The sequence below is a fragment of the uncultured Pseudoxanthomonas sp. genome, from assembly GCF_947498795.1.
Classification (GTDB): Bacteria; Pseudomonadota; Gammaproteobacteria; order Xanthomonadales; family Xanthomonadaceae; genus Pseudoxanthomonas_A.
The window spans coordinates 47,190-67,835 of sequence record NZ_CANMLQ010000007.1 but is presented as its reverse complement, the minus strand read 5'-3'; the positions used below and the strand labels follow the sequence as shown (position 1 = coordinate 67,835).

23 protein-coding genes, 1 pseudogene and 1 riboswitch are annotated in these 20,646 nt (G+C 69.1%); of the genes and pseudogenes, 15 read left to right on the top strand and 9 right to left on the bottom strand.

From position 1 onward, the window contains the following. The first annotated feature begins 1 nt into the window (after position 1). Positions 2–844 (top strand): TrmH family RNA methyltransferase, encoded by an 843-nt coding sequence (locus Q0907_RS15425; protein WP_299346489.1) that lies wholly within the window; start codon positions 2–4, stop codon positions 842–844. 3 nt (positions 845–847) lie between these two features. Here Q0907_RS15425 and Q0907_RS15420 read toward each other — a convergent pair whose 3' ends face one another. The 4 genes from Q0907_RS15420 to Q0907_RS15405 all read right to left on the bottom strand — a co-directional run bounded on the left by Q0907_RS15420 (position 848) and on the right by Q0907_RS15405 (position 3,873). Next, a complete protein-coding gene (locus Q0907_RS15420) occupies positions 848–2,251 on the bottom strand; it encodes a M28 family peptidase (protein WP_299346486.1) in 1,404 nt (467 codons plus the stop codon). Between the two features lie 92 nt (positions 2,252–2,343). Next, positions 2,344–2,748, bottom strand: coding sequence for a large-conductance mechanosensitive channel protein MscL (mscL, locus tag Q0907_RS15415; RefSeq protein WP_296278511.1), 405 nt, complete (start codon positions 2,746–2,748; stop codon positions 2,344–2,346). Between the two features lie 77 nt (positions 2,749–2,825). Beyond that, on the bottom strand, positions 2,826–3,533 hold the full coding sequence (locus Q0907_RS15410; protein ID WP_299346483.1) for a fumarylacetoacetate hydrolase family protein: 708 nt from the start codon (positions 3,531–3,533) through the stop codon (positions 2,826–2,828). 64 nt (positions 3,534–3,597) lie between these two features. Further along, entirely contained in the window at positions 3,598–3,873 is a 276-nt protein-coding gene (locus tag Q0907_RS15405; RefSeq protein ID WP_299346480.1) for a hypothetical protein, read from the bottom strand. Positions 3,874–3,963: 90 nt separating this feature from the next. On the opposite strand from Q0907_RS15405, the gene Q0907_RS15400 reads away from it, so the two are divergent. Beyond that, positions 3,964–4,287, top strand: a complete 324-nt coding sequence (locus Q0907_RS15400; protein WP_299346477.1) for a Rieske 2Fe-2S domain-containing protein — start codon at positions 3,964–3,966, stop codon at positions 4,285–4,287. A 12-nt stretch (positions 4,288–4,299) separates the two neighbouring features. Here the strand turns inward: Q0907_RS15400 and Q0907_RS15395 are convergent, their stop codons facing one another. Then, the gene (locus Q0907_RS15395; RefSeq protein WP_299346474.1) at positions 4,300–5,385 is read right to left on the bottom strand and encodes a methyl-accepting chemotaxis protein; all 1,086 of its coding nucleotides are present in this window, start codon (positions 5,383–5,385) and stop codon (positions 4,300–4,302) included. Between the two features lie 195 nt (positions 5,386–5,580). Here Q0907_RS15395 and Q0907_RS15390 point away from each other — a divergent pair, with 195 nt between their 5' ends. Continuing rightward, complete coding sequence (locus tag Q0907_RS15390; protein WP_299346471.1) at positions 5,581–6,378, top strand: DUF3667 domain-containing protein; 798 nt, start codon at positions 5,581–5,583, stop codon at positions 6,376–6,378. 53 nt (positions 6,379–6,431) lie between these two features. On the opposite strand, the gene ettA is transcribed toward Q0907_RS15390, so the two are convergent. Continuing rightward, the gene (gene ettA / locus Q0907_RS15385) at positions 6,432–8,099 is read right to left on the bottom strand and encodes an energy-dependent translational throttle protein EttA (protein WP_296278503.1); all 1,668 of its coding nucleotides are present in this window, start codon (positions 8,097–8,099) and stop codon (positions 6,432–6,434) included. Between the two features lie 216 nt (positions 8,100–8,315). Here ettA and Q0907_RS15380 point away from each other — a divergent pair, with 216 nt between their 5' ends. The 12 genes from Q0907_RS15380 to thiL all read left to right on the top strand — a co-directional run bounded on the left by Q0907_RS15380 (position 8,316) and on the right by thiL (position 17,460). Continuing rightward, positions 8,316–8,795: an RcnB family protein gene (locus Q0907_RS15380; protein ID WP_299346466.1), complete on the top strand. Its 480-nt coding sequence runs from the start codon at positions 8,316–8,318 to the stop codon at positions 8,793–8,795. A 122-nt stretch (positions 8,796–8,917) separates the two neighbouring features. Continuing rightward, positions 8,918–10,186 (top strand): serine hydroxymethyltransferase, encoded by a 1,269-nt coding sequence (glyA, locus tag Q0907_RS15375; RefSeq protein WP_299346463.1) that lies wholly within the window; start codon positions 8,918–8,920, stop codon positions 10,184–10,186. 9 nt (positions 10,187–10,195) lie between these two features. Then, complete coding sequence (gene nrdR, locus Q0907_RS15370; RefSeq protein ID WP_296278500.1) at positions 10,196–10,729, top strand: transcriptional regulator NrdR; 534 nt, start codon at positions 10,196–10,198, stop codon at positions 10,727–10,729. Positions 10,730–10,731: 2 nt separating this feature from the next. After that, positions 10,732–11,250 (top strand): GNAT family N-acetyltransferase, encoded by a 519-nt coding sequence (locus tag Q0907_RS15365; RefSeq protein WP_299346461.1) that lies wholly within the window; start codon positions 10,732–10,734, stop codon positions 11,248–11,250. Continuing rightward, positions 11,243–12,340, top strand: a complete 1,098-nt coding sequence (gene ribD / locus Q0907_RS15360; protein WP_299346458.1) for a bifunctional diaminohydroxyphosphoribosylaminopyrimidine deaminase/5-amino-6-(5-phosphoribosylamino)uracil reductase RibD — start codon at positions 11,243–11,245, stop codon at positions 12,338–12,340. The genes Q0907_RS15365 and ribD overlap by 8 nt, the downstream gene beginning before the upstream one ends. Before the next feature lie 8 nt (positions 12,341–12,348). Continuing rightward, complete coding sequence (locus Q0907_RS15355) at positions 12,349–13,110, top strand: class I SAM-dependent methyltransferase (RefSeq protein ID WP_299346455.1); 762 nt, start codon at positions 12,349–12,351, stop codon at positions 13,108–13,110. Positions 13,111–13,193: 83 nt separating this feature from the next. Continuing rightward, positions 13,194–13,392: riboswitch (FMN riboswitch) on the top strand. Between the two features lie 138 nt (positions 13,393–13,530). Further along, positions 13,531–14,133, top strand: coding sequence for a riboflavin synthase (locus Q0907_RS15350; protein WP_299346453.1), 603 nt, complete (start codon positions 13,531–13,533; stop codon positions 14,131–14,133). Next, on the top strand, positions 14,130–15,224 hold the full coding sequence (gene ribB, locus Q0907_RS15345) for a 3,4-dihydroxy-2-butanone-4-phosphate synthase (RefSeq protein WP_299346451.1): 1,095 nt from the start codon (positions 14,130–14,132) through the stop codon (positions 15,222–15,224). The genes Q0907_RS15350 and ribB overlap by 4 nt, the downstream gene beginning before the upstream one ends. A 64-nt stretch (positions 15,225–15,288) precedes the next feature. Continuing rightward, positions 15,289–15,756 carry a 6,7-dimethyl-8-ribityllumazine synthase gene (ribH, locus tag Q0907_RS15340; protein ID WP_296278494.1) on the top strand — a complete coding sequence of 156 codons (468 nt, stop codon included), beginning with the start codon at positions 15,289–15,291 and terminating at the stop codon, positions 15,754–15,756. Between the two features lie 22 nt (positions 15,757–15,778). Next, entirely contained in the window at positions 15,779–16,246 is a 468-nt protein-coding gene (gene nusB / locus Q0907_RS15335; protein ID WP_299346448.1) for a transcription antitermination factor NusB, read from the top strand. Between the two features lies 1 nt (position 16,247). Beyond that, on the top strand, positions 16,248–16,499 hold the full coding sequence (locus Q0907_RS15330; protein WP_299346445.1) for a helix-hairpin-helix domain-containing protein: 252 nt from the start codon (positions 16,248–16,250) through the stop codon (positions 16,497–16,499). Positions 16,500–16,512: 13 nt separating this feature from the next. After that, entirely contained in the window at positions 16,513–17,460 is a 948-nt protein-coding gene (gene thiL, locus Q0907_RS15325) for a thiamine-phosphate kinase (protein WP_299346681.1), read from the top strand. 147 nt (positions 17,461–17,607) lie between these two features. On the opposite strand, the gene Q0907_RS15320 is transcribed toward thiL, so the two are convergent. The 3 genes and pseudogenes from Q0907_RS15320 to Q0907_RS15310 all read right to left on the bottom strand — a co-directional run. After that, complete coding sequence (locus Q0907_RS15320) at positions 17,608–18,987, bottom strand: FAD-linked oxidase C-terminal domain-containing protein (protein WP_299346442.1); 1,380 nt, start codon at positions 18,985–18,987, stop codon at positions 17,608–17,610. Positions 18,988–18,999: 12 nt separating this feature from the next. Next, positions 19,000–19,389: a YraN family protein gene (locus Q0907_RS15315; protein WP_299346440.1), complete on the bottom strand. Its 390-nt coding sequence runs from the start codon at positions 19,387–19,389 to the stop codon at positions 19,000–19,002. After that, positions 19,379–20,635 (bottom strand): annotated as a pseudogene (locus Q0907_RS15310) (penicillin-binding protein activator); the annotation flags it as partial. The pseudogene Q0907_RS15310 and the gene Q0907_RS15315, both read right to left, overlap by 11 nt. Positions 20,636–20,646 lie beyond the last annotated feature (11 nt).

Genomic DNA, 20,646 nt, shown 5'->3' with positions numbered 1-20,646 from the left:
CGTGAGTAATCCCTGGAACAGCCGGCCGCCACGGCCACCGGGCAATCCGCCCGATCGGCGGCGGCCGCCGCAAGCGCCCTCGCCGCGCGAAGAGCGCCCCGCGGGCAGCGCGCGCGACGAACTCCGCCTGTACGGTCTCAATGCGGTGCAGGCGGTCTTCGCGCGGCGCGCGGACGCGATCCGCAAGGTCTACCTGACCGAGTCGCGTATCCAGGCCCTGAAGCCGTTGCTGGCGTGGTGCGTGAAGCAGCGGGTCGGCTACCGTGTGGTGGAAGAGGGCGATCTCGACCGGCTCGCGGCCAGTACGCACCACGAAGGCATCGTGGCCGACGTGCGCAAGGTCGAGCCGCTGCCGATGTCCGACTGGCTTCGCGCATTGCCCGAAGGCAAGCCCGTCGCCGCGTTGTGGCTCGATGGCGTGGGCAACCCGCACAACTTCGGCGCGATCCTGCGCTCGGCCGCGCACTTCGGCGTGGCCGGCATCCTGCTACCGCGTGATTCGACGCTGGCGATCTCCGGCGCGGCGGCGCGCGTGGCCGAAGGCGGTGCCGAGCAGGTGCCGCTGGTGCGCATGGGACAGCCGGACAACGCCGCCGCCCAGCTGCGCAATGCAGGTTTCTCGCTGGCCGCCACCGTCGTGCGCGGTGGCGACGACCTGTTCGCCGCCAAGCTGCCGCAGCGCCTCGTCTACGTGATGGGTGCGGAGGGCGAAGGCATGGATGCACGCCTCGCCGATGCCTGCGATACGCGACTGTCGATCCCCGGCAGCGGCGCCGTCGAGAGCCTCAACGTGGCCGCCGCGACGGCGGTGTTCCTGGCGCAGTGGGCGCAGCGCGCCCGCTGAGCCTCACTCGGTAGCCGCGGTCTCTTTGAGCTGGCTGCCGAAGTCGCCCTCGGCGTCCGCCGCCAGGTAGGCGAACACCGTGTAAGCCGCCACGTTCTGCGCCAGCGCGGCCGGGTCGATCTTGTCGAGCGTGTCGTCTGCATTGTGGTGCAGATCGAAATAGTCGCTGCCATCCTGCGCCAGCCACGCCCACGCCATGCCCTTTGCCGCGAACGGGCTGATGTCCGGGCCCGCGCTGCCCTTGCCGGGCGCGTACTCGATGCCCAGCGGCGCCAGCGCCTGCGCGATCTGCTCGGTGGCCTTGCGCGCGTGGTCCGGCGCGCCGGTGTTGAACGCATAGATGCGACCGGCGCCGAAATCGCTCTCCGCACCGATCTGGTGGCGCGTGATGTCGCCCAGATGCTTCTCCGCATACGCCTTGCCGCCGTACAGGCCCTGCTCCTCGTTGGCGAAGGCGATCACGCGGATGGTGCGCTTCGGCGCCTGCTTCAGCTGGCCGATCAGGTGGCCGGCGGCCATCGTGATGGCGATGCCGGCGCCGTCGTCGATCGCGCCGGTGCCGAGGTCCCAGGAATCCAGGTGGCCGCCGATCACCACGACCTCCTTCGGCAGGCTGCGCCCCGTGATCTCGCCGATCACGTTGTGCGAGGTGTACTCACCGTCCCAGCCGCAATCCAGCGCGAGCGATACGCGCACCGGACCGCGCTGCAGCAGGCGCGCCAACTGGTCGGCATCCGGGATGGTCAGCGATGCCGACGGTACCGGCGTCAGGCCTTCGTCGAACCGGGTGATGCCGGTATGCGCGACGCGATGGTTGTCCGTGCCGGCCGAGCGCATCAGGAACGCGATCGCGCCCTTGCGGATCGCGGCCGACGGGCCCTTCGAGCGGATCGCGCCGCCGTTGCGATAGTCGCTGCCATCGCGCGCGGAGGTCATCTGGTAATCGACGAAGGCGATCTTCCCGGCCAGGGATCCCGCGGGCGCCGCTTCCAGTGCAGCCAGGTCGGCGAAGCGGACGATCTCCGCCTCCACGCTGCCCTTCGGACTGCCGCCGAGTGCGGTGACCGTCAGCGGTTGCGCGTGTCCACCGAGTACGGCGGCCCGCTCGCTGCGACGCACCCACTTCGGAAACGTCACCGGTTCGATCCACACCTTGTCGAAGCCGAGCGCCTTGAACTTCGCCTGCGCCCACGCCACGGCTTTCGCATCGGCCTCGCTACCGGCCAGGCGCGGGCCCACCTCCGTCGTCAGCGATTCGACGACGTTCCAACCGGTGCGGTCGGCGAGCGCCTGTTCGCGCAGCTGCGCCGCGGTGGCGAGTGCGGCGTCGGGGATGCGGGTTTCGCGCGACGCGGCGAAAGCGGGAGCGGTGACGGCCAGGGCGAGCAGCAACGGAGCAAGACGCATGGAAAGTCCCGGAAAAACGAAGGCCACGAGCTTAGCAGCCCGTGGCCCCGTGTTTCCGTCGACGGCGTTGCCGATCCGGAACGCCGCGTTCGTTATTTCTTCAGCGCGTCGCGGATCTCGCGCAGCAGCAGCACGTCCTCGGGTGGCGCGGCGGGCGCGGCCTCGGGTTTGCGGTGCAGGCGGTTGACCGCCTTGACCAGCAGGAAGATCGCGAACGCGACGATGACGAACTGGATGACCGTGTTGAGGAACTCGCCGATGCCGACCACGATCGCAGGCACTTCCTTGCCCGCGGCGTCGACGGTGGCTTCCTTCAGCGTCCACGCCCACTTCGAGAAGTCGACGCCACCGATCAGGTAGCCGATGGGCGGCATGATGATCTTGTCGACCAGGGTGGTGACGATCTTGCCGAAGGCCGCGCCGATCACCACGCCGACGGCCAGGTCGACCACGTTGCCGCGCGCGATGAATTCCTTGAACTCGCTGATCATGCCCATTGCGTCATCTCCTGGAACGGCGCCGACTCGCCACTGCGATGGACTATAACCCCGGGCGTCGACTGTGCAAGGCAGGATCAGCCGGCGATGCGCCCGCGCAGTTCCACCACGCCATCGAGCGAGGCCACGAAAGTGTCGCCGGGCACTAGTGCGGCCACGCCTGCCGGCGTGCCCATGAAGACCAGGTCGCCGGCCTTCAGCGCATAGAGCTTCGACAGCTCGTGCAGGATGTCGGGCACGTCCCAGATCAGGTCTTGCAGTGCGCCGTGCTGTCGCGTCGCGCCGTTCACGCTCAGGGTCAGGGTACGGGCATCGAGCGCGCCGACATCCGCGGCGGCGACCAGTTCGCTGATGGGGGCCGAATGATCGAAGCCCTTGCCGGTATCCCACGGCAGGCCCTTGGCCTTGGCGGCGCCCTGCAGGTCGCGGCGGGTCAGGTCCAGGCCGACGCCGTAGGCGATGACCAGATCCTGCGCCGCTTCGCGCGACAGCGTGCCCGCGGGTGCGTCGGCGCCCAGCGCGGCGACCAGTTCGACCTCATGGTGCAGGTCGTTCGTGCCCGGCGGGTAGGGTACGTCCGCGTTGCCGGTGACGATGGCGTCCGCCGGCTTGTGGAAGAACACCGGCGTGCCGCGTTCGGCCTTCGAGGCGGGCGCGGCCGCGCCCATCTCGCGCGCATGGTCGGCGAAGTTGCGGCCGACGCAGAAGATGCGCCGGACAGGGAACGTGCCGCCGCCGCGTACGGGAACGCGTGGCACGGGCGGAGCGGGAACGAGGTCGGTCATGGCGGCCGGGCAGCAGGTGGAACGGCCGCAAAGTGTAGGCGGGAACCGGGTTCCCGCGGTGCGATCAACGCGACAGCGGAAGCACCGGCTTGCGCACCACATGGTATTCCGCGTCCACCACGCGCGCATCGCGGGCCTGCGGCTTGCCGCGCTGGCGAACCAGCTTGTAGACCAGGCCGGCCGCGATCATGGCCGCCCCGACGAACACGCTGAAGAACACCAGCACGCCCAGCAGCGCCACGCCCACCAGGCCCAGTCCCATCCGCAGCAGCGGATGGCGCGGCTTGCGCGGCGCGAAGATGTGGCGGAAGGAATTGAACTGGAAATGGCGTGCGTACATGGCGGTGCGTCGTGACAGAATGCGGCCGGAGCCGGTGCACGCAGTATCGGATGACGGTTAGATGACCGTGTGAGGACTTCGTTAAGCGCCATGCGACTGAGTGCACTGAATGACATCGCCGACGGGGCTTTCGCCGAGGTTGAGGCCACGATCGGCGACGATGCCGAGTCGTTGATCCTCTATCGGTCGGGCGGAGACGTGCGCGCCTGGCTGAATGTCTGTCCCCACGCGGGCAGGCGCCTAGATTGGGCGCCCGGGCAGTTCCTCAAGAGCAAGGACGGTCATCTGGTCTGTGCGGCCCACGGTGCGTCGTTCGAGCTCGTGGCCGGTGCCTGTGTCGCAGGGCCATGCCGGGGCGACACGCTGCACGCCGTCGCGGTGCAGGTGCGCGATGGCGAGGTATGGCTCGCCTGAGCGCGCGGGTCTTCAGGCGACGCCCTGCTGGATCACGCAGTGCCACCCCGTGCGGTAGGTTTCGTACCCGGGGGAGGCCGCTTGCGCCAGACAGCAGGCGCGCCCCTCGATGACCAGATCGGTCGCAGCCCGGGCCTGTGCGAACAGGGTCGCCCGCCCTGGGAAGTCCAGCCGCGGCGACGCGGCATCTCCGCGCGCGGAGTCGGCCAGCACATGGCCTTGTCCGTCGACGATGCAGACGCGACTGCGGCGCCATTCGGCGTCCGACAACGGGGTGCGTTCCACGATGGTCTGCGCCAGCGCATCCCAGCGGAACACGATGCCCAGCACGCCCAGCGGTCTTCCCACCACGCGGCCGCCTTCGCGCACGGTGCAGGCGTACACCAGTACGCGCTCTCCACCGGCCAGGGGGCTGGCATGCATGGACTGGAAGCCGAATTGCTCTCCGCTGTGCGTGGCCATGGCGGACTGGAACCATGCCTGCTGTGCGGCCGACTGGCCTGTCGAGCGGTACTGGCGCGGCCGTCCGTTGGCGATGATGTTGCCCTGCAGGTCGGCGAGCACCAGGTCGAAGTAGACCGTGTACGAGTCCAGGATCTGCCCCAGCCGCTGGCTGGCATGGGCGAGCGCGGCCGGTTGCGGATCCTGCGCCGCCGCGACCACGGCCGCGTCGGTGGCCCACCAGCGCACGTCGCAGCTGCGTTCGTAGAGGTTGCGGTCTATCAGGTCGATGTTGGCCAGGGCTAGGTCGGTCAGGCGCGTGCGGCGCACGTCGGTCTGCAGCTGGTCCAGCCGCTCCCGCAGGTCATGGCTGGTGCGGACGGCCATGCGGTCGATGTCCTGCGCGGTGTCGCTGACCCGGCGCGCGAGGGTATCCATTTCTTCGGCGATCACGCCGAAGCTGCGGCCTGCCGTGCCGATGCGCACGGCTTCGATGCGGGCGTTCATCGAGATGATGCGGGTGATGCGGTTGATCTCGTCGATCTTATGCAGCGATTGCCGCAGTTGCTTGAGCAGCGAGTCCGACAGTCCCGATACGGACTGGATGTGGTCGTCGATGCCGGCGTCGTCGGTGGGGTCGGCGGCGCGTGCGTTCATGGGTTTCCTTGCGTGGCGGGGTGGCCGTGCGTTCGCGCATGGCCGTCATTGAGGCGCTATCGGCGCGTCTCGCAGCCGCTTTAGCAGGCACCTTCGCGGTGCAGGTTTTCCCCTCGGTGGGGCGCGCTGCGCACGCGCGTTGGACGTTCGCACCTCGCTTCCCTAGAATCCGCCGACCACGGGGAGGGGAGCGGCATGGGCGACGCGAGCATCTGCATCAACTGCGGCCGACCCGTCGCCGATCCCCAGCAGAAGTTCTGTCCCGCCTGCGGCCAACCCACGCCGGTGCATCGCATCGACTGGCATTTCCTTGGCCACGAGCTGGAGCACAGCGTGCTCCACATGGATCGCGGCATCCTGTATTCGCTCAAGGAACTGATGCTCAGGCCCGGGCACCTGATGCGGGCGTATCTGGAGGGAAGGCGCGCGAAGCAGGTCAAGCCGTTGCTGTTGCTGATGATCTCCGCAGCCGCCGTCATCCTGCTCGGGAAGTTCTTGCTGGACGGGGATATCGTCGGTTCGGCGATGGAGCTGGGCTTCGCGGGAAGCGCCGGTCCCAAGGCGGGCGCGGGCGTGGACCCGGCCGCGCTGGCTGCGACGTTCGCCGCGGCGAAGGACTGGCTCAACGGCCACATGACGGCATTCACGCTGCTCTGCCTGCCGCTTGAGGCGGCCGCGTTCTGGCTGGCTTTCAAGGGGCGGGGATTGAACTATCCCGAATGGCTGGTCGTTTCGGCATTCCTGACGGTGCAGTCGTTCGTCTTCATGGCGATCGCCATCGTATTGCAGCGTTGGATACCCAGTGCGCAGGCATGGATCCTGCTCTGCGTGGTGACGTACACCGTGTTCTCGCTCGTCCAGCTGTTCAACCGGCACTCCGGATGGACGTCGGCGCTGCGGGCCCTGGTGGGACTCGGGATGTTCATGGTGGCCCAGAGTCTGATGGTTGGCGCTGCCGTCTTCGTACTGTTCCTGCTGTTCCACCACGGTTGAAACGAGCATGCCCGCCGATAGGCGGGCATGTCGTCAGGTTTGAAACCGACCGCTTACTTAAGCGCCTTGAACCGCAGGCGGTGCGGACGCGCGCCTTCCTCGCCCAGGCGACGCTTCTTGTCTTCCTCGTACTCGCGGTAGTTGCCCTGGAAGAACTCCACGTGCGAATCGCCTTCGAAGGCGAGGATGTGCGTGGCGATGCGGTCCAGGAACCAGCGGTCGTGCGAAATCACGAACGTGTTGCCGGGGAATTCCAGCAGCGCGTCTTCCAGCGCACGCAGGGTTTCGATGTCCAGGTCGTTGGAGGGTTCGTCGAGCAGCAGCACGTTGCCGCCCTGCAGCAGCGTCTTGGCCATGTGCAGGCGGCCGCGTTCACCGCCGGACAGCGAGCCCACCATCTTCTGCTGGTCCTGGCCCTTGAAGTTGAAACGGCCGATGTACGCGCGCGACTGGATCTCCACGCCGTTGATGTTGAGGATGTCCAGGCCGCCCGAGATTTCCTGGAAGACATTGTGGTTGCCTTCCAGCTTGTCGCGGCTCTGGTCAACGTAGGCCAGCTGCACGGTCGGGCCCTTGATGATCTCGCCGGAATCCGGCTTCTCCTGCCCGGTGATCATCTTGAACAGTGTCGACTTGCCGGCGCCGTTCGGGCCGATGATGCCGACGATCGCGCCGCCGGGCACCAGGAAGCTCAGGTTGTCGATCAGCAGGCGGTCGCCGAACTTCTTGGAGACGTTCTTGAACTCGATCACCGAGTTGCCCAAGCGCTCGCCCGGCGGGATGAAGATCTCGTTGGTCTCGTTGCGGCGCTGGTAGTCGACCGACTGCAGCTCTTCCAGGCGGGCCAGACGGGCCTTGCCCTTGGAACGGCCGCCCTTGGCGTTCTGGCGCGACCACTCTAGTTCCTTCTGGATGGCTTTCTGACGGGCCTTTTCCTGGTTGTCTTCCTGCTTCAGGCGCTCGTCCTTCTGGACCAGCCAGTCGGTGTAGTTGCCCTTCCACGGAATGCCGCGGCCGCGGTCCAGTTCGAGGATCCACTCGGCGGCGTTGTCGAGGAAATAGCGGTCGTGGGTGACCGCCACCACGGTGCCGGTGTAGCGAGCGAGGAACTGTTCCAGCCATTCGACGGATTCGGCGTCCAGATGGTTGGTCGGTTCGTCGAGCAGCAGCATGTCCGGCTTCTGCAGCAGCAGGCGGCACAGCGCGACGCGACGCTTCTCGCCGCCGGACAGCTTGCCGACGATCGCATCCCACGGCGGCAGGCGCAGCGCGTCGGCGGCCACGTCCAGCTGGTTTTCCAGCGTGTGCGCGTCGCCGGCGGCGAGGATCGCTTCCAGGCGCTCCTGCTCCTTGGCGAGGGCGTCGAAGTCTGCACCTTCCTCGGCATACGCGGCGTAGACCGCTTCCAGCGCCGCCTGGGCCTGCAGCACGTCGCCCACGCCTTCCTCGACGGCCTGGCGGACGGTGTGTTCGGGGTTCAGCTCCGGCTCCTGCGCCAGGTAGCCGACCTTGATGCCGGGCTGGGGGCGGGCTTCGCCTTCGAAATCCTTGTCCACGCCGGCCATGATCTTCAGCACGGTGGACTTGCCGGCGCCGTTCAGGCCCAGCAGGCCGATCTTCGCGCCCGGATAGAACGACAGCGAGATGTCCTTGATGATCTGCCGCTTCGGCGGGACCACCTTGCTGACCCGGTTCATGGTGTAGATGTATTGCGAGGACATGCAGGCTCCGGTACGCAGGCCCCGTCGCCCAGCCGTGCGACGGCGGGCGGGGAGGCAAAGGGGAAGGCGGCGATTATAGCCGCTCCGGCCCGCCCGACCGCTGGCTGAATACGTTTCGCGAACATGGCGTTGACGCGGCCGTAACCGTTTTCCAGCCGGAATCGGTTCAGATGTGATCGGCATGATGGGCTCACGTGCCACACAGAGGGCTTTTCCATGAACACCAAGCGTCTTTTCCAGAGCATGGCCTGCGCCATCCTCGCCTTCGCCGTCACCGCCCCCGTGCTTGCACGCGACCACGATCGCGGTCGCGACCGGGACCGCTCCAGCCACCACGATCGCCGCGACGACCGCCGCGACTGGCGTGAGGATCGCCGGGACGACCGCCGCGACTACCGCGACCAGCGCCAGGCCTACCGTCACGGCTACCACGATGGCCGTCGCTACGACGACCGGCGCTATTACGCGCCGCCCCGCGTCGTCTATCGCCCGGCACCGCCCAGCTACCACCGCTGGGCCAAGGGCCAGCGTTACCGGGACTACTACCGCGGCCCGGTCTACGTGGTGAACGACTACAACCGCTACCACGTGCGCCATCCTCCCCGCGGTTACCACTGGGTGCGCGACGACCGCGGCAACCTGCTGATGGTCGCCATCGCCACCGGCATCATCGCCGACCTGCTGCTGCACCACTGAGCCAGCGGGCCCGATGCCCCCGAAAAGCGCGCTCCGGCGCGCTTTTCCTTTTCCGGGGCAGGGTGGCCAGGGGCGGGGCGGGCTACAATCGGTCCTCCCGCCCGACCTGCCCCGGAGACCCGATGTTCCCGCGCGACGCCCGCATCGAAACCTACGATCCCGAACTGGCCCAGGCCATCGCCCATGAGGCGCGCCGGCAGGAGGATCACGTCGAGCTGATCGCCAGCGAGAACTACGCCAGCCCCCGCGTGCTGGAAGCACAGGGCAGCGTGCTGACCAACAAGTACGCCGAGGGTTACCCGTACAAGCGCTACTACGGCGGCTGCGAGTACGTCGACATCGCCGAGCAACTGGCGATCGACCGCGTGAAGCAGCTGTTCGGCGCCGACTACGCCAACGTGCAGCCGCATTCCGGCTCGCAGGCCAACCAGGCCGTGTACTTCGCCCTGCTGCAGCCGGGCGACACCATCTTGGGCATGAGCCTGGCCCACGGCGGCCACCTGACCCACGGCGCCAAGGTCAACGCCTCGGGCAAGATCTTCAACGCCGTCCAGTACGGCGTGAACGCCCAGGGCCTGATCGACTACGACGAAGTCGAGAAGCTGGCGCTGGAGCACAAGCCCAAGATGGTCGTGGCCGGCTTCTCCGCCTATTCGCAGGTGGTGGACTGGGCACGTTTCCGCGCCATCGCCGACAAGGTCGGCGCCTACCTCTTCGTCGACATGGCGCACGTGGCGGGCCTGGTCGCCGCCGGCGTCTATCCGAATCCGCTGCCGCATGCGCACGTGGTGACCTCGACCACCCACAAGACGCTGCGCGGCCCGCGCGGCGGCATCATCGTGGCCAGTCGTGCTGGTTTGGGGCCGGCGGGCGAGGAGATCGAGAAGAAGCTGCAGAGCATCGTCTTCCCGGGCATCCAGGGTGGTCCGCTGATGCACGTCATCGCGGCCAAGGCCGTGGCCTTCAAGGAGGCGCTGGAGCCGGAGTTCAAGAGCTACCAGGCGCAGGTCGTGAAGAACGCCCAGGCGATGGCGAAGACGATCATCGCGCGCGGCTACAAGATCGTCTCCGGCGGCACCGAGAACCACCTGATGCTGGTCGACATGATCGGCAAGGACGTCAGCGGCAAGGACGCGGAAGAAGCCCTGGGTAAGGCGCACATCACGGTCAACAAGAACTCCGTGCCGAACGATCCGCGCAAGCCCTTCGTGACCTCGGGCCTGCGCATCGGCACCCCTGCGGTGACCACGCGCGGCTACGGCGAACAGGACTGCATCGATCTGGCCAACTGGATCTGCGACGTGTTGGACGCGCCGAGCGATGAAGCCGTGCTGGCGAAGGTGCGTGACAACGTCACCGCGCAGTGCCGGAAGTACCCGGTCTACGGCTGACCGACGACGATGCACTGCCCCTTCTGCCAGCACACCGATACCCGGGTGATCGACTCGCGCGTCTCCGAGGACGGCGCGACGATCCGTCGTCGTCGGGAATGCGAGGCGTGCGGGGAGCGGTTCTCGACGCTGGAGAACATCGAGATCAAGCTGCCGGCGGTCATCAAGGGCGATGGCCGACGCGACACCTTCGATGCGCGCAAGCTGCGCGCCGGTTTCGACCGTGCGCTGCAGAAGCGGCCGGTATCCGAAGAACAGATCGAGGCCGCCGTGCGGGCGGTGATCCATGCCATCCGCATGAGCGGTGAGCGCGAAATCGCCTCGCGCAAGATCGGCGAGTTCGTCATGGGCGAGCTGCGCAAGCTCGACCATGTGGGGTACGTGCGCTTCGCCTCGGTGTACCGCAGCTTCGAGGACGTGGCCGATTTCCGCGACGAGATCGAGAAGCTGGAACGCGATCTTCCCGCCGCCGGCCAACTGTCCCTGTTGAGCGGCGACGTGGTGCCGTTCGACAAGCACGCGGACAAGAACAAGAAGCGCTGAGCGTGCGCATCGAGGCGATCGGGCGGCACACCGCGTGCATCGAAACGCTCGCGCGCTGGCACCATCAGGAGTGGGGCGGGCTGTACGACGACTGGACGCTGGATGCCGCCACGGCCGAGTTGGCGGATCACGCGACGCGCGCGTCGGTACCGACCACGCTGCTGCTGATGGACGGGAAGGAGCTGCTGGGGTCGGTCAGCCTGCTGGTCGAGGACGCGCCTGCGCTGCAGGATCGTGGCAGTCCGTGGTTGGGCAGCCTGTTCGTGGTGCCCGAAGCGCGGGGCCGCGGCGGCGGACGCGTGCTGGTCGACGCGGCGGTCGCGCATGCCGCGCGTGAGGGTGTGGCGCTGCTGCGCCTGTTCACCCTGTGGCACGAGAGCTTCTATGCCTCGCTCGGGTGGCGAGTGGAAGAGCGCACGTCGCTGCACGGCACCCCGATCGTCATCATGTCCATCCGGCCAGCCGAGCGCGTGGCGCATACTGGCGCCCCTTCCGATGCGGTGTGGACCCTGCATGACTGACGCTGTCTTCTCCGCGTTCGACCACCAGTGCATGGCGCGGGCGCTGCGGTTGGCCGAGCGCGGTGCCTACACCACGCGGCCGAACCCGATGGTCGGCTGCGTGATCGCGCAGGGTGCACAGGTCATCGGAGAAGGCTGGCACCAGAAGGCCGGCGGTCCGCATGCGGAGGTGTTCGCGCTGCAGGCGGCAGGCGAGCAGGCGAAGGGGGCGACGGCGTACGTCACGCTGGAGCCGTGTGCGCATACCGGCCGCACCGGTCCTTGCGCGGACGCGCTGGTCGCCGCGGGCGTGACGCGCGTGGTCGCGGCGATGCGCGATCCGTTTCCCCAGGTGGATGGCGCGGGTTTTGATCGTCTTCGCGCGGCGGGCATCGAGGTGCAGGCCGGATTGATGGAAGCGCAGGCGCGACGCCTGAACCGTGGCTTCCTGTCGCGCGTGGAGCGCGGCCGGCCGTGGATGCGCGTGAAGCTGGCCACCAGCCTGGACGGTCGTACCGCGATGGCGAACGGCGATTCCAAATGGATCAGTGGCGAGGCATCGCGGCGCGACGTGATGCGCTGGCGCGCGCGCGCCGGGGCCATCCTGACTGGCGCCGGCACGGTGCTGGCCGACGACCCGTCGCTCACCGTGCGCTTCGGTGACGACACGGCCTTCGAGCCGCCGCTGCGGGTGGTGCTCGACCCTGGCTTGGCCACCGTCGCGCGCGGCAACGTACGCCAGGGCGAGGCACCGACGCTCTATGTCCATACGGCCGAGGCCAAGCCGCCGCGCGATGTCGATGTCCAGCGCGTGGTCGCCCCGGCCACCGGCAGCAATTTCGACCTGAAGGCTGTGCTGGAGCTGCTGGCTGGCCGGGGCATCAACGAAGTGCATGCCGAAGCGGGGGCCACACTGGCAGGCGCCTTCGTGGCGGCGGGGCTGGCCGACGAGGTCCTGTTGTACGTGGCACCGATGCTGCTCGGCGATCAGGCCCGGCCGCTGTTCGGCGGCCTGGGCATCCAGGCGATGGCGGAGCGGCTGACACTGGAGATTGTGGACAGCCGCATGATTGGCGAAGATCACCGCCTCCTGCTGCAACCTGCCCGCTGACGCTCGCCATGGTGGCCTTCAAGGACCATTTTTCCGGGGTCGCCGACGTCTACGTCGCTTCCCGCCCCACGTATCCCGATGCGTTGTACGACGTGATCGCCGACGCCGTGCCCGCCAGCGCCCGTGTGTGGGAGCCCGGGGCCGGCAGTGGGCAGGCCACGCGCGGGCTCGCCGCGCGTTTCGCCCACGTGCACGCCACCGACCCCAGCGCGGCACAGATCGAGCGCCATTGGGCGCATGGGCAGGCGGGCGGCAACGTCAGCCTCGCCGTCGAACCGGCGGAGACGACCGCGTTGCCGGACGCCAGCGTGGACCTGATCGCCGTGGCGCAGGCGCTGCACTGGTTCGACCGCTACCGCTTCTTCGCCGCCTGCGAGCGCGTGCTGCGTCCCGGCGGCGTGCTGGCGGCCTGGACCTACCAGGACATCATTTTCGAAGACGACCTGGCCGAGGTCGCCGAGAAGGTCCGCGACGACATCGACCCGTACTGGCCGCCGGAACGCGCCGACGTGGACATGGGCTACGGCGACTACGTGTGGCCTTTCGAGTTCGTCCCGACGCCCCGCCTGTGGCTGACCGCGGAATGGAACCTGCCCACGCTGCTGGGGTATTTCGGCAGCCTGTCCGCCACCGGCAGTTATCGCGCGGCCACGGGCGAGGATCCGGTCTACGCGCACACGCCCGCCCTGGCCGAGGTCTGGGGCGATCCGCAGCGGGTGCGCACCATGCGCTGGCCGCTGATCCTGCACCTGCGCCGCAAGCCGGCCTGACATCCCGCGGAACACTCCGTTCGCCGGCGGGTGCCGGGTGCGGCGTGTAGAATGCGCGGGCCGGTCCGCCGGCACACCACCAACGACGTCTTCAGGGCGGGGTGCGATTCCCCACCGGCGGTAGGTCGCCCAGCGACGAGCCCGCGAGCGCCTTGGGCGGCATGCGATTACCCCGCAAGAGCCCGCACGTTCCGGTGCGGACTCGCCAAAGCCGCCGAAGGGTCAGCAGATCCGGTCAGATGCCGGAGCCGACGGTCATAGTCCGGATGAAAGAAGACGGCATCGCCGAACCGCGCGGAAGCGCGGCGTCGTGCGCCTGCCTTCGCGCCCGGAGGCGTCTCCGCTTTGCTTTCGCGAGAGACGTTGCATGCCTTCCACGCTTCCCACCGCTTTCCCCGTCCTCCTGCAGGAGGCCTGCTGATGTTCACCGGCATCATCGAAGGCGTCGGCCGCATCGCGGCGCTGGAACCCGTCGGTGGCGACGTCCGCCTGACCGTGGCTGTGGGGACGCTGCCGTTCGACGCGGTGCGGCTGGGCGAGAGCATCGCGGTCAACGGTGTATGCCTGACCGTGATCGCGTTCGACGCCGCCAGCTTCCAGGCCGACGCCTCCACCGAAACCCTCTCGCTGACGACGCTCGGCGGCCTGGCCGCAGGCGCGCTGGTGAACCTGGAGCGGGCGATGCGCCCCACCGACCGCCTCGGCGGCCACCTGGTCAGCGGCCATGTCGACGGCGTCGGCCGCGTGCTGTCCGTGCACGAGGATGCGCGCGCGCAGCGCTGGCGATTCGCCGCCCCGGCGCCGCTGTTGAAGTACATCGCGAAGAAGGGCTCGATCTGCGTCGATGGCGTGAGCCTGACGGTCAACGAAGTGGACGGCGAAGGATTCGAGGTCGCGCTGATCCCGCACACGGTGGCGCACACCGCGTTCTCGCAGGCCGCCGTCGGCGATGCGGTGAACCTGGAAATCGACCTGGTCGCGCGCTACGTCGAGCGCCTGCTGGGCGAGAGGAGCGGCGCATGAACTTCGCCCCGATTCCCGAATTGCTGGAAGAAATCCGCAACGGCCGCATGGTCGTCATCGTCGACGACGAGGACCGCGAGAACGAAGGCGACCTGATCATGGCGGCCGAGCTGGTCAAGCCGTCCGACATCAACTTCATGGTCACCCACGCGCGCGGCCTGGTCTGCCTGTCGCTGACCCGCGAACGCTGCACGCAACTGGGCCTGGCGCCGATGGTGCAGACGAACACGGCGCAGTTCCACACCAACTTCACCGTCAGCATCGAGGCCGCCGAGGGCGTCACCACCGGCATCTCCGCCTACGACCGCGCACACACGGTGCGCACTGCCGTGCGTCCCGATGCGAAGCCCACCGACCTCAGCCAGCCTGGCCACATCTTCCCGCTGATCGCCCAGCCCGGCGGCGTGCTCACCCGCGCCGGCCATACCGAAGCCGCCAGCGACCTGCCGCTGCTCGCGGGCCTGGAGCCGGCCGGTGTGCTGGTCGAAGTGCTGAACCCGGACGGCACCATGGCGCGACGTCCACAGCTGGAAGTGTTCGCGCGCGAGCACGGCCTGAAGATGGGATCGATCGCCGACCTGATCGCCTATCGCCTGGCCACCGAGCACACCGTGGAGCGCATCGACGCGCGCGACATCGAGACGGAGTTCGGTCCGTTCCGGCTGGTGACCTATCGCGACCGCATCGCCCATGACCTGCATTTCGCGCTGGTCCGCGGCACGCCACGCAAGGACTCGCCCACGCTGGTACGCGTGCAGGTGGAAAACCCGTTGAGCGACCTGCTGCACTGGCGCCGCGACGATTTCGGCGTGCATGCGACCGATGCGCTGCGCGCGATCGCGGCGGAAGGGCAGGGCGTGATGGTGGTGCTCTCCGAGCCCCGCAACGCCGAGGCGCTGCTGGCCCGCCTGCGCAAGCAACCCGAGGTGCGCGCAAACGCCAAGGATGTAGGGCAGTGGCGTCGCAACGGCGCCGGTGCGCAGATCCTGGCCGACCTCGGCCTGGGCCGGCTGCGCGTGCTGGGCACCCCGCGCCGCCAGGTCGGCCTGGCCGGTTTCGGGCTCGACGTGGTCGAGTACGTCCAGCCCTGACCGGCCTCGGCAGACCGGCCGCCCGCCCCGGCTGGTAGACTTCCCCACCCCCAAGGAACCCGCCATGTCCCATTACGAAGGCGATCTGCGCGCGCCCGACGGCGCCCGCTTCGCGATCATCGCCAGCCGCTGGAACCCGCGCATCACCGATGTGCTGGTGGCCGGCGCGCGCCAGAGCCTGGCCGGCAACGGCGTGGGCGAGGACATGATCGACGTGGTACGGGTGCCCGGTGCGTGGGAGATCCCGCTTGCCGCCGCGCGGCTGGCCGCCTCGGGCGACCATGCCGCCCTCATTGCGCTGGGCTGCGTGATCCGTGGCGACACCCGCCACTACGAACACGTCGCCGATCGTTGTGCCGAAGGCCTGATGCGCGTACAGCTGGACACCGGCGTGCCGGTGCTCAACGGCGTGCTGGCGGTCGAGCGCATCGAGGATGCCGAAGCGCGTGCCGGTGGCAGCCATGGCAACAAGGGCGAAGAAGCCGCACTGGCCGCCATCGAGATGGCGCAGTTGCTGGAACAGTTGCCGTAACCCAAGAACCGCAGGAGCCGACGTGAGCCGACACCCCCATCCCCACCGCAAGGACGGCGTCGATCCGGTCACGCGCGCGCGCGCGCGCCGCCGCGCGCTGCAGGCCGTGTACGCGTGGCAGATGTCGGGCGGCGAAGTCGGCCAGGTCATCGCGCAGTTCGCCCACGAGCAGGCGCACGAGATCGCCGACCTCGAATATTTCGAGGACCTGGTGCGCGGCGTGGTGAGGCACCGTGCGTCGCTGGACGAGGCGCTGCTGCCCTTCCTCGATCGTGCGGTCGAGGAAGTCGATCCCATCGAGCGCGCCGTCCTGCGGATCGCCGCCTACGAGCTGATCCATCGCCTCGACGTGCCCTACCGCGTGGTGCTGAACGAAGCCATCGAGACCGCCAAGCGGTTCGGGTCCGAACACGGGCACACCTACATCAACGGCGTGCTCGACCACGCCGCCGTCGACTGGCGGCCCGCCGAGGCGCAGGCGCGACGCTGACGTGTGGGCTGGCGAGGCACGCTTTGCCATCGACGAACGCGATGCGCTGCTCGCGCTGAAGGGCGTCGGCCCCACCGTCGTGCAGCGGCTGGAACAGATGGGCATTGCCTCCTTGCGGCAGCTGGCTGCGGCGGAGCCCTCGGACATCGTCGCCCGTGCGGCAGGCCTGACCGGCTCCACCTGCTGGAAGAACAGCCCGCAGGCGCGCGCGGCCATCCAGTCCGCCGTCGATTTCGCGCGGTCGCGCGACTGACGCCATCATGGGTATCGGCGAATTCGATCTGATCGCCCGCGTCCGTGCACGTGCGGGCACGCGCGCCGATGTCGTGCTGGGCATCGGTGACGACGCGGCCCTGCTGGCACCGCCACCGGGACGGCAACTGGTGGTCACCGCCGACACGTTGAACGACGGCATCCATTTCCCCCGTGGCACGCGGGCGGCCGATATCGGCTGGAAGGCGCTGGCGGTGAACCTCTCCGATCTCGCGTCGATGGGTGCCGACCCCGCGTGGTGCACGCTGTCGCTGTCGTTGCCACAGTCCGACCCGGCGTGGATCGACGGCTTCCTCGATGGCTTCGCCGCGCTGGCGGCCCACCACGGCATCGTGCTGGTGGGCGGCGATACGACGCGCGGTCCGCTGTCGGTGTCGGTCACCGCGATGGGGTTCGTCGAACCCGGACGCGCGCTGCGGCGAGATGGCGCACGTGTCGGCGACGACATCTGGGTGACCGGAACGCTGGGCGATGCGGCCGGCGCGCTGGCGCTGCTGGAACGCACGCCCGTCGATGCACTCCGGGTCCGCCTCGACCGGCCAACGCCGCGCATGGAAGCAGGTCGCGCGCTCGTCGGACGTGCGAGCGCATGCGTGGATGTTTCGGACGGATTGCTGGCTGACCTCGGTCATGTCGCTGCGCGTAGCGGAATGGGCGCGCGGGTCGAGATCGATGCGCTGCCGGCGTCCGACGCCTTGTGCACGGCGTTCGATGCGGCCACGCGCTTGCCGATGCAGGCGAGTGGTGGCGACGACTACGAGCTCTGCTTCACGGCGCCTGCCGACGCGCGTGCCGACATCGCGGCGCTGGCATCCCGGCTCGATCTGCGGATCACCCGGATCGGCCGCATGGTGGCGGGCGAGGGCGTGCATCCCATGCGCGCCGATGGCGAGCCATGGACGCCGCCGCGTCGCGGCTACGACCACTTCGCCGAGTCCTGATGCCTCTGTAGGAGCGACGTGAGTCGCGACCGCACGTCGTCAGCGTTCGTTGACCATCAAGGGTTCGGCAACGGATGCCAGCGTGCTATCGGCGGCTTGCCGGACATGTATGGTCCGCGGTCGCGACTTACGTCGCTCCTACAGGGATCAGGGCGTCGGCAACACCTTGCCCGGGTTGAGGATGCCATCCGGGTCAAGTGCGGCTTTCACTGCACGCATGGCATCCAGCGTGGCGGGCGAGAACGCGTCCGCCATGAAATCGCGCTTGCTCAGGCCGATGCCGTGTTCGCCCGACAGCGTGCCGCCCAGCGCCAGCACCTGAGCGAAGACCTTCGGCAATGCGGCGTGCGCACGCGCCGTCTCGGCGGCATCGCCGTCGTGGTACATGATGTTGACGTGCAGGTTGCCGTTGCCGGCATGGCCGAACACGACGATGGGCAGGTCCACGTCCGACGCCAGCGTCTCCATGGCGGCCACCAGATCGGGGATGCGCGATACCGGTACCACCACGTCTTCGTTGATCTTGCCGGGCTTGATCGTGCGCAGTGCCGGCGAAAGCGCACGGCGCGCGGCCCACAGCCGGTCTCGTGCAGTACCGTCCTGTGCCACGTCCAGCGCGATCATGCCGTCACCCTCCGCCGCTTCGGCCAGCGTCTGTAGCGCGTAGGGCAGCGTGTCGTCGTCGCCGTCGGCTTCGACCAGCAGCATCGCGCCGGCGTCCGGCACATCGCTGCCGTTGCGGCGGATCAACGCGATGGCGCTGCCATCCATGAACTCCAGCATCGTGGGCGTCGTCGGCCGCGCCATGATGCGGGACACGGCAGCTGCTGCTGTGGCCGGGTCGCGATAGAGCACGCGTAGGCCGGCTTGCGCGTGCGGCCGCGGCGCGAGCTTGAGCGTCGCTTCGACGATCAGCGCGAGCGTGCCTTCGCTGCCGACGATCAGGTGGGTCAGGTCGTAGCCGGTGGCGTCCTTGGTGTAAGCGCCGCCGCAGCGGATCAGTTCGCCCGCGCCAGTGACCGCGACCAGCCCCAGCACGTTGTCGCGCGCAGTGCCGTACTTCACTGCGCGCGGTCCGCCGGCATTCGTGGCGAGGTTGCCGCCGACGCTGCAGGTCTCGGCACTGGAGGGGTCCGGTGGCCAGAACAGGCCGTGCGGCGCGAGCGCGTGCTGAAGGTCGCCGTTGAGGACGCCCGGCTGCACCACCACGCAACGGTCGGCTGCGCGCACTTCGACCACGCGGTTCATGCGTGCGAACGACACCACCACGCCGCCCTGTGTCGGTACGGCTGCGCCGGTCGTCCCCGTGCCCGCGCCGCGCGCGACGATCGGCGCGCGATGTTCGCGGCAGGCGCGCACGATCGCGACGACATCTTCCTGCGTACGCGGCAACGCCACGGCCGCCGGCATGGCCCACCGTCGCGAGTCATCGCCGCCGAAGGGGCGACAGGCCTCGCCGGTCAACCAGCCATCGCCAAGCCGGGCGGCAAGAGCATCGTGCACTGCGGGAGGGAGGCGAGGGTCCATGGTGCCGGGCGGTCAGATCTCGTCCGCGCGGAACGCATCGCGGATCCATTCGAGGTGCGGTGACGCCGGATCGCCCTGCGCATCGATCACGTCGAAGCGGCAGGGTGCGTCGGCGAGCGCGGGGTGGTCCTGCAGGAAGCGTTGCGCGGCGTGCACCAGGCGGCGGCGCTTGCCGATATCGACGGAGGCGCTGCCGCCACCAAACGCCTGCGATTGCCGATAGCGCACTTCCACGAACACCACCGACGGCATGCCCGGTCGGGTGGCGTCGTGCATCACCAGGTCCAGTTCGCCGCCGCGGTACGCCGCATTGGCGGCAATATCGGTCAGGCCGGCACGTCGCAGCAGCGCGCGGGCCGCGGCCTCGACGGCCTGCCCGCGCGCGCGGCGATCAACCGCCATCCGCGATCGGTGCGGCGCGTCCGCCGGTGAAGGTCGACCATGACGGCGTACGCACCACGTTGCCGAACCCGTCCAGTTGCAGGCGTCCGGTGGCGCCGCGGATCTCGGCATTCGCGCCGGTCGCCAGCTTTTCCAGGTAGGCCGTCAGCAGCCAGGCGTCGTAGCCGAACGCGAACAGGCGCGCGGCAGGACCGCGTGCGGTCGGGACGCGCTCTCCGGTGACGCTGGCGGCAGGCAGGGCCGGCACGCCGCGCGAGGTCCAGGCTTCGGTCGGGAAGGCGATGCCATCGAGCGCCATGTCTTCTTCCGGCTTGCCCGTCCCCGAGGTGAGCTGCGACGTCCCCACGCGCGTCTTGCCGCCCAGGCCGGCCAGGGCCAGTTGCGGCGTCAGCGCGCGGGCCGTGCTGCCGCGCACGGCCAGGAACACGGCATCGGCGCCTTCCTGCGACGCGGTGGCCAGCGCGGCCGACAGATCGCCCGGTACGTCCTGCACGCGCACCACGCGGGTGACCTTGCCGCCGCGCTCGGCGAAGCGCGTGGCGAAGGCCTGCGATGCGCGACGGCCATTGTCGTCGCTGCCCTCGATGACCAGCGCCGCGCGGCGCTCGCGTGCGAACAGGTATTCGGCGGCCGCGATCCCGTCGTCTTCGGGCGCCAGCGAGAAGCCGGCATTGCCGTCCGGCACGCTCACGGTGCCGCGGTTGAGCACCAGCAGCGGGGTGGCGAGCTGGGGCTGCTGGAACAGCGCGCTCACTTCGTCCCGACCCAGCGGGCCGACCACGAAGTCCGCGCCCTCGGCGGTCGCGCGCGCATACGCCGCGGTCGCGCCCGCAGCGGTGCCGGTGGTGTCGTAGAACTGGATGTCTGGGCGACGGCGACGCTCACCGTAATAGCCGGCCAGCAGGCCATCGCGCACGGGCGCAGCGGCCGTGGCGAGGTTGCCGGACAGGGGCAACAGCACGGCCAGCTTCACCGGCGGGCGGTATCCGTCCGCCTCGGCGGGCGGACGGTTGCCGGCGTCGAAGCGCCACTGGGCGCCACGATCGAACGGGCGCGGCAGCGGCAGTCCGCGGCGCTGCAGCGCGCGGCCGGCGAAGTTGTACAGCGGGTCGCCCACCGGCAGGGCCGCGGCGTCGCGGGTGAGGGTGGCGTCGTCGAGCGTGGCGAGCAGGCGGTCGATTTCGCGTGCGTTGTCGCTGCGCGCCTGACCGGTGAGGGCGCCGTCCTGGCGGGCCAGCGTGGCGGCATTGGCGAACG

Coding starts and splice junctions, on each gene's coding strand:
- ribB (WP_299346451.1), top strand. CDS start 14,130: ATGAACTTCGCCCCGATTCCCGAATTGCTGGAAGAAATCCGCAACGGC.
- Q0907_RS15350 (WP_299346453.1), top strand. CDS start 13,531: ATGTTCACCGGCATCATCGAAGGCGTCGGCCGCATCGCGGCGCTGGAA.
- Q0907_RS15405 (WP_299346480.1), bottom strand. CDS start 3,873: ATGTACGCACGCCATTTCCAGTTCAATTCCTTCCGCCACATCTTCGCG.
- nrdR (WP_296278500.1), top strand. CDS start 10,196: ATGCACTGCCCCTTCTGCCAGCACACCGATACCCGGGTGATCGACTCG.
- Q0907_RS15420 (WP_299346486.1), bottom strand. CDS start 2,251: ATGCGTCTTGCTCCGTTGCTGCTCGCCCTGGCCGTCACCGCTCCCGCT.
- ribH (WP_296278494.1), top strand. CDS start 15,289: ATGTCCCATTACGAAGGCGATCTGCGCGCGCCCGACGGCGCCCGCTTC.
- Q0907_RS15355 (WP_299346455.1), top strand. CDS start 12,349: ATGGTGGCCTTCAAGGACCATTTTTCCGGGGTCGCCGACGTCTACGTC.
- Q0907_RS15410 (WP_299346483.1), bottom strand. CDS start 3,533: ATGACCGACCTCGTTCCCGCTCCGCCCGTGCCACGCGTTCCCGTACGC.
- ettA (WP_296278503.1), bottom strand. CDS start 8,099: ATGTCCTCGCAATACATCTACACCATGAACCGGGTCAGCAAGGTGGTC.
- glyA (WP_299346463.1), top strand. CDS start 8,918: ATGTTCCCGCGCGACGCCCGCATCGAAACCTACGATCCCGAACTGGCC.
- Q0907_RS15400 (WP_299346477.1), top strand. CDS start 3,964: ATGCGACTGAGTGCACTGAATGACATCGCCGACGGGGCTTTCGCCGAG.
- Q0907_RS15395 (WP_299346474.1), bottom strand. CDS start 5,385: ATGAACGCACGCGCCGCCGACCCCACCGACGACGCCGGCATCGACGAC.
- Q0907_RS15315 (WP_299346440.1), bottom strand. CDS start 19,389: ATGGCGGTTGATCGCCGCGCGCGCGGGCAGGCCGTCGAGGCCGCGGCC.
- mscL (WP_296278511.1), bottom strand. CDS start 2,748: ATGGGCATGATCAGCGAGTTCAAGGAATTCATCGCGCGCGGCAACGTG.
- Q0907_RS15320 (WP_299346442.1), bottom strand. CDS start 18,987: ATGGACCCTCGCCTCCCTCCCGCAGTGCACGATGCTCTTGCCGCCCGG.
- Q0907_RS15380 (WP_299346466.1), top strand. CDS start 8,316: ATGAACACCAAGCGTCTTTTCCAGAGCATGGCCTGCGCCATCCTCGCC.
- ribD (WP_299346458.1), top strand. CDS start 11,243: ATGACTGACGCTGTCTTCTCCGCGTTCGACCACCAGTGCATGGCGCGG.
- Q0907_RS15390 (WP_299346471.1), top strand. CDS start 5,581: ATGGGCGACGCGAGCATCTGCATCAACTGCGGCCGACCCGTCGCCGAT.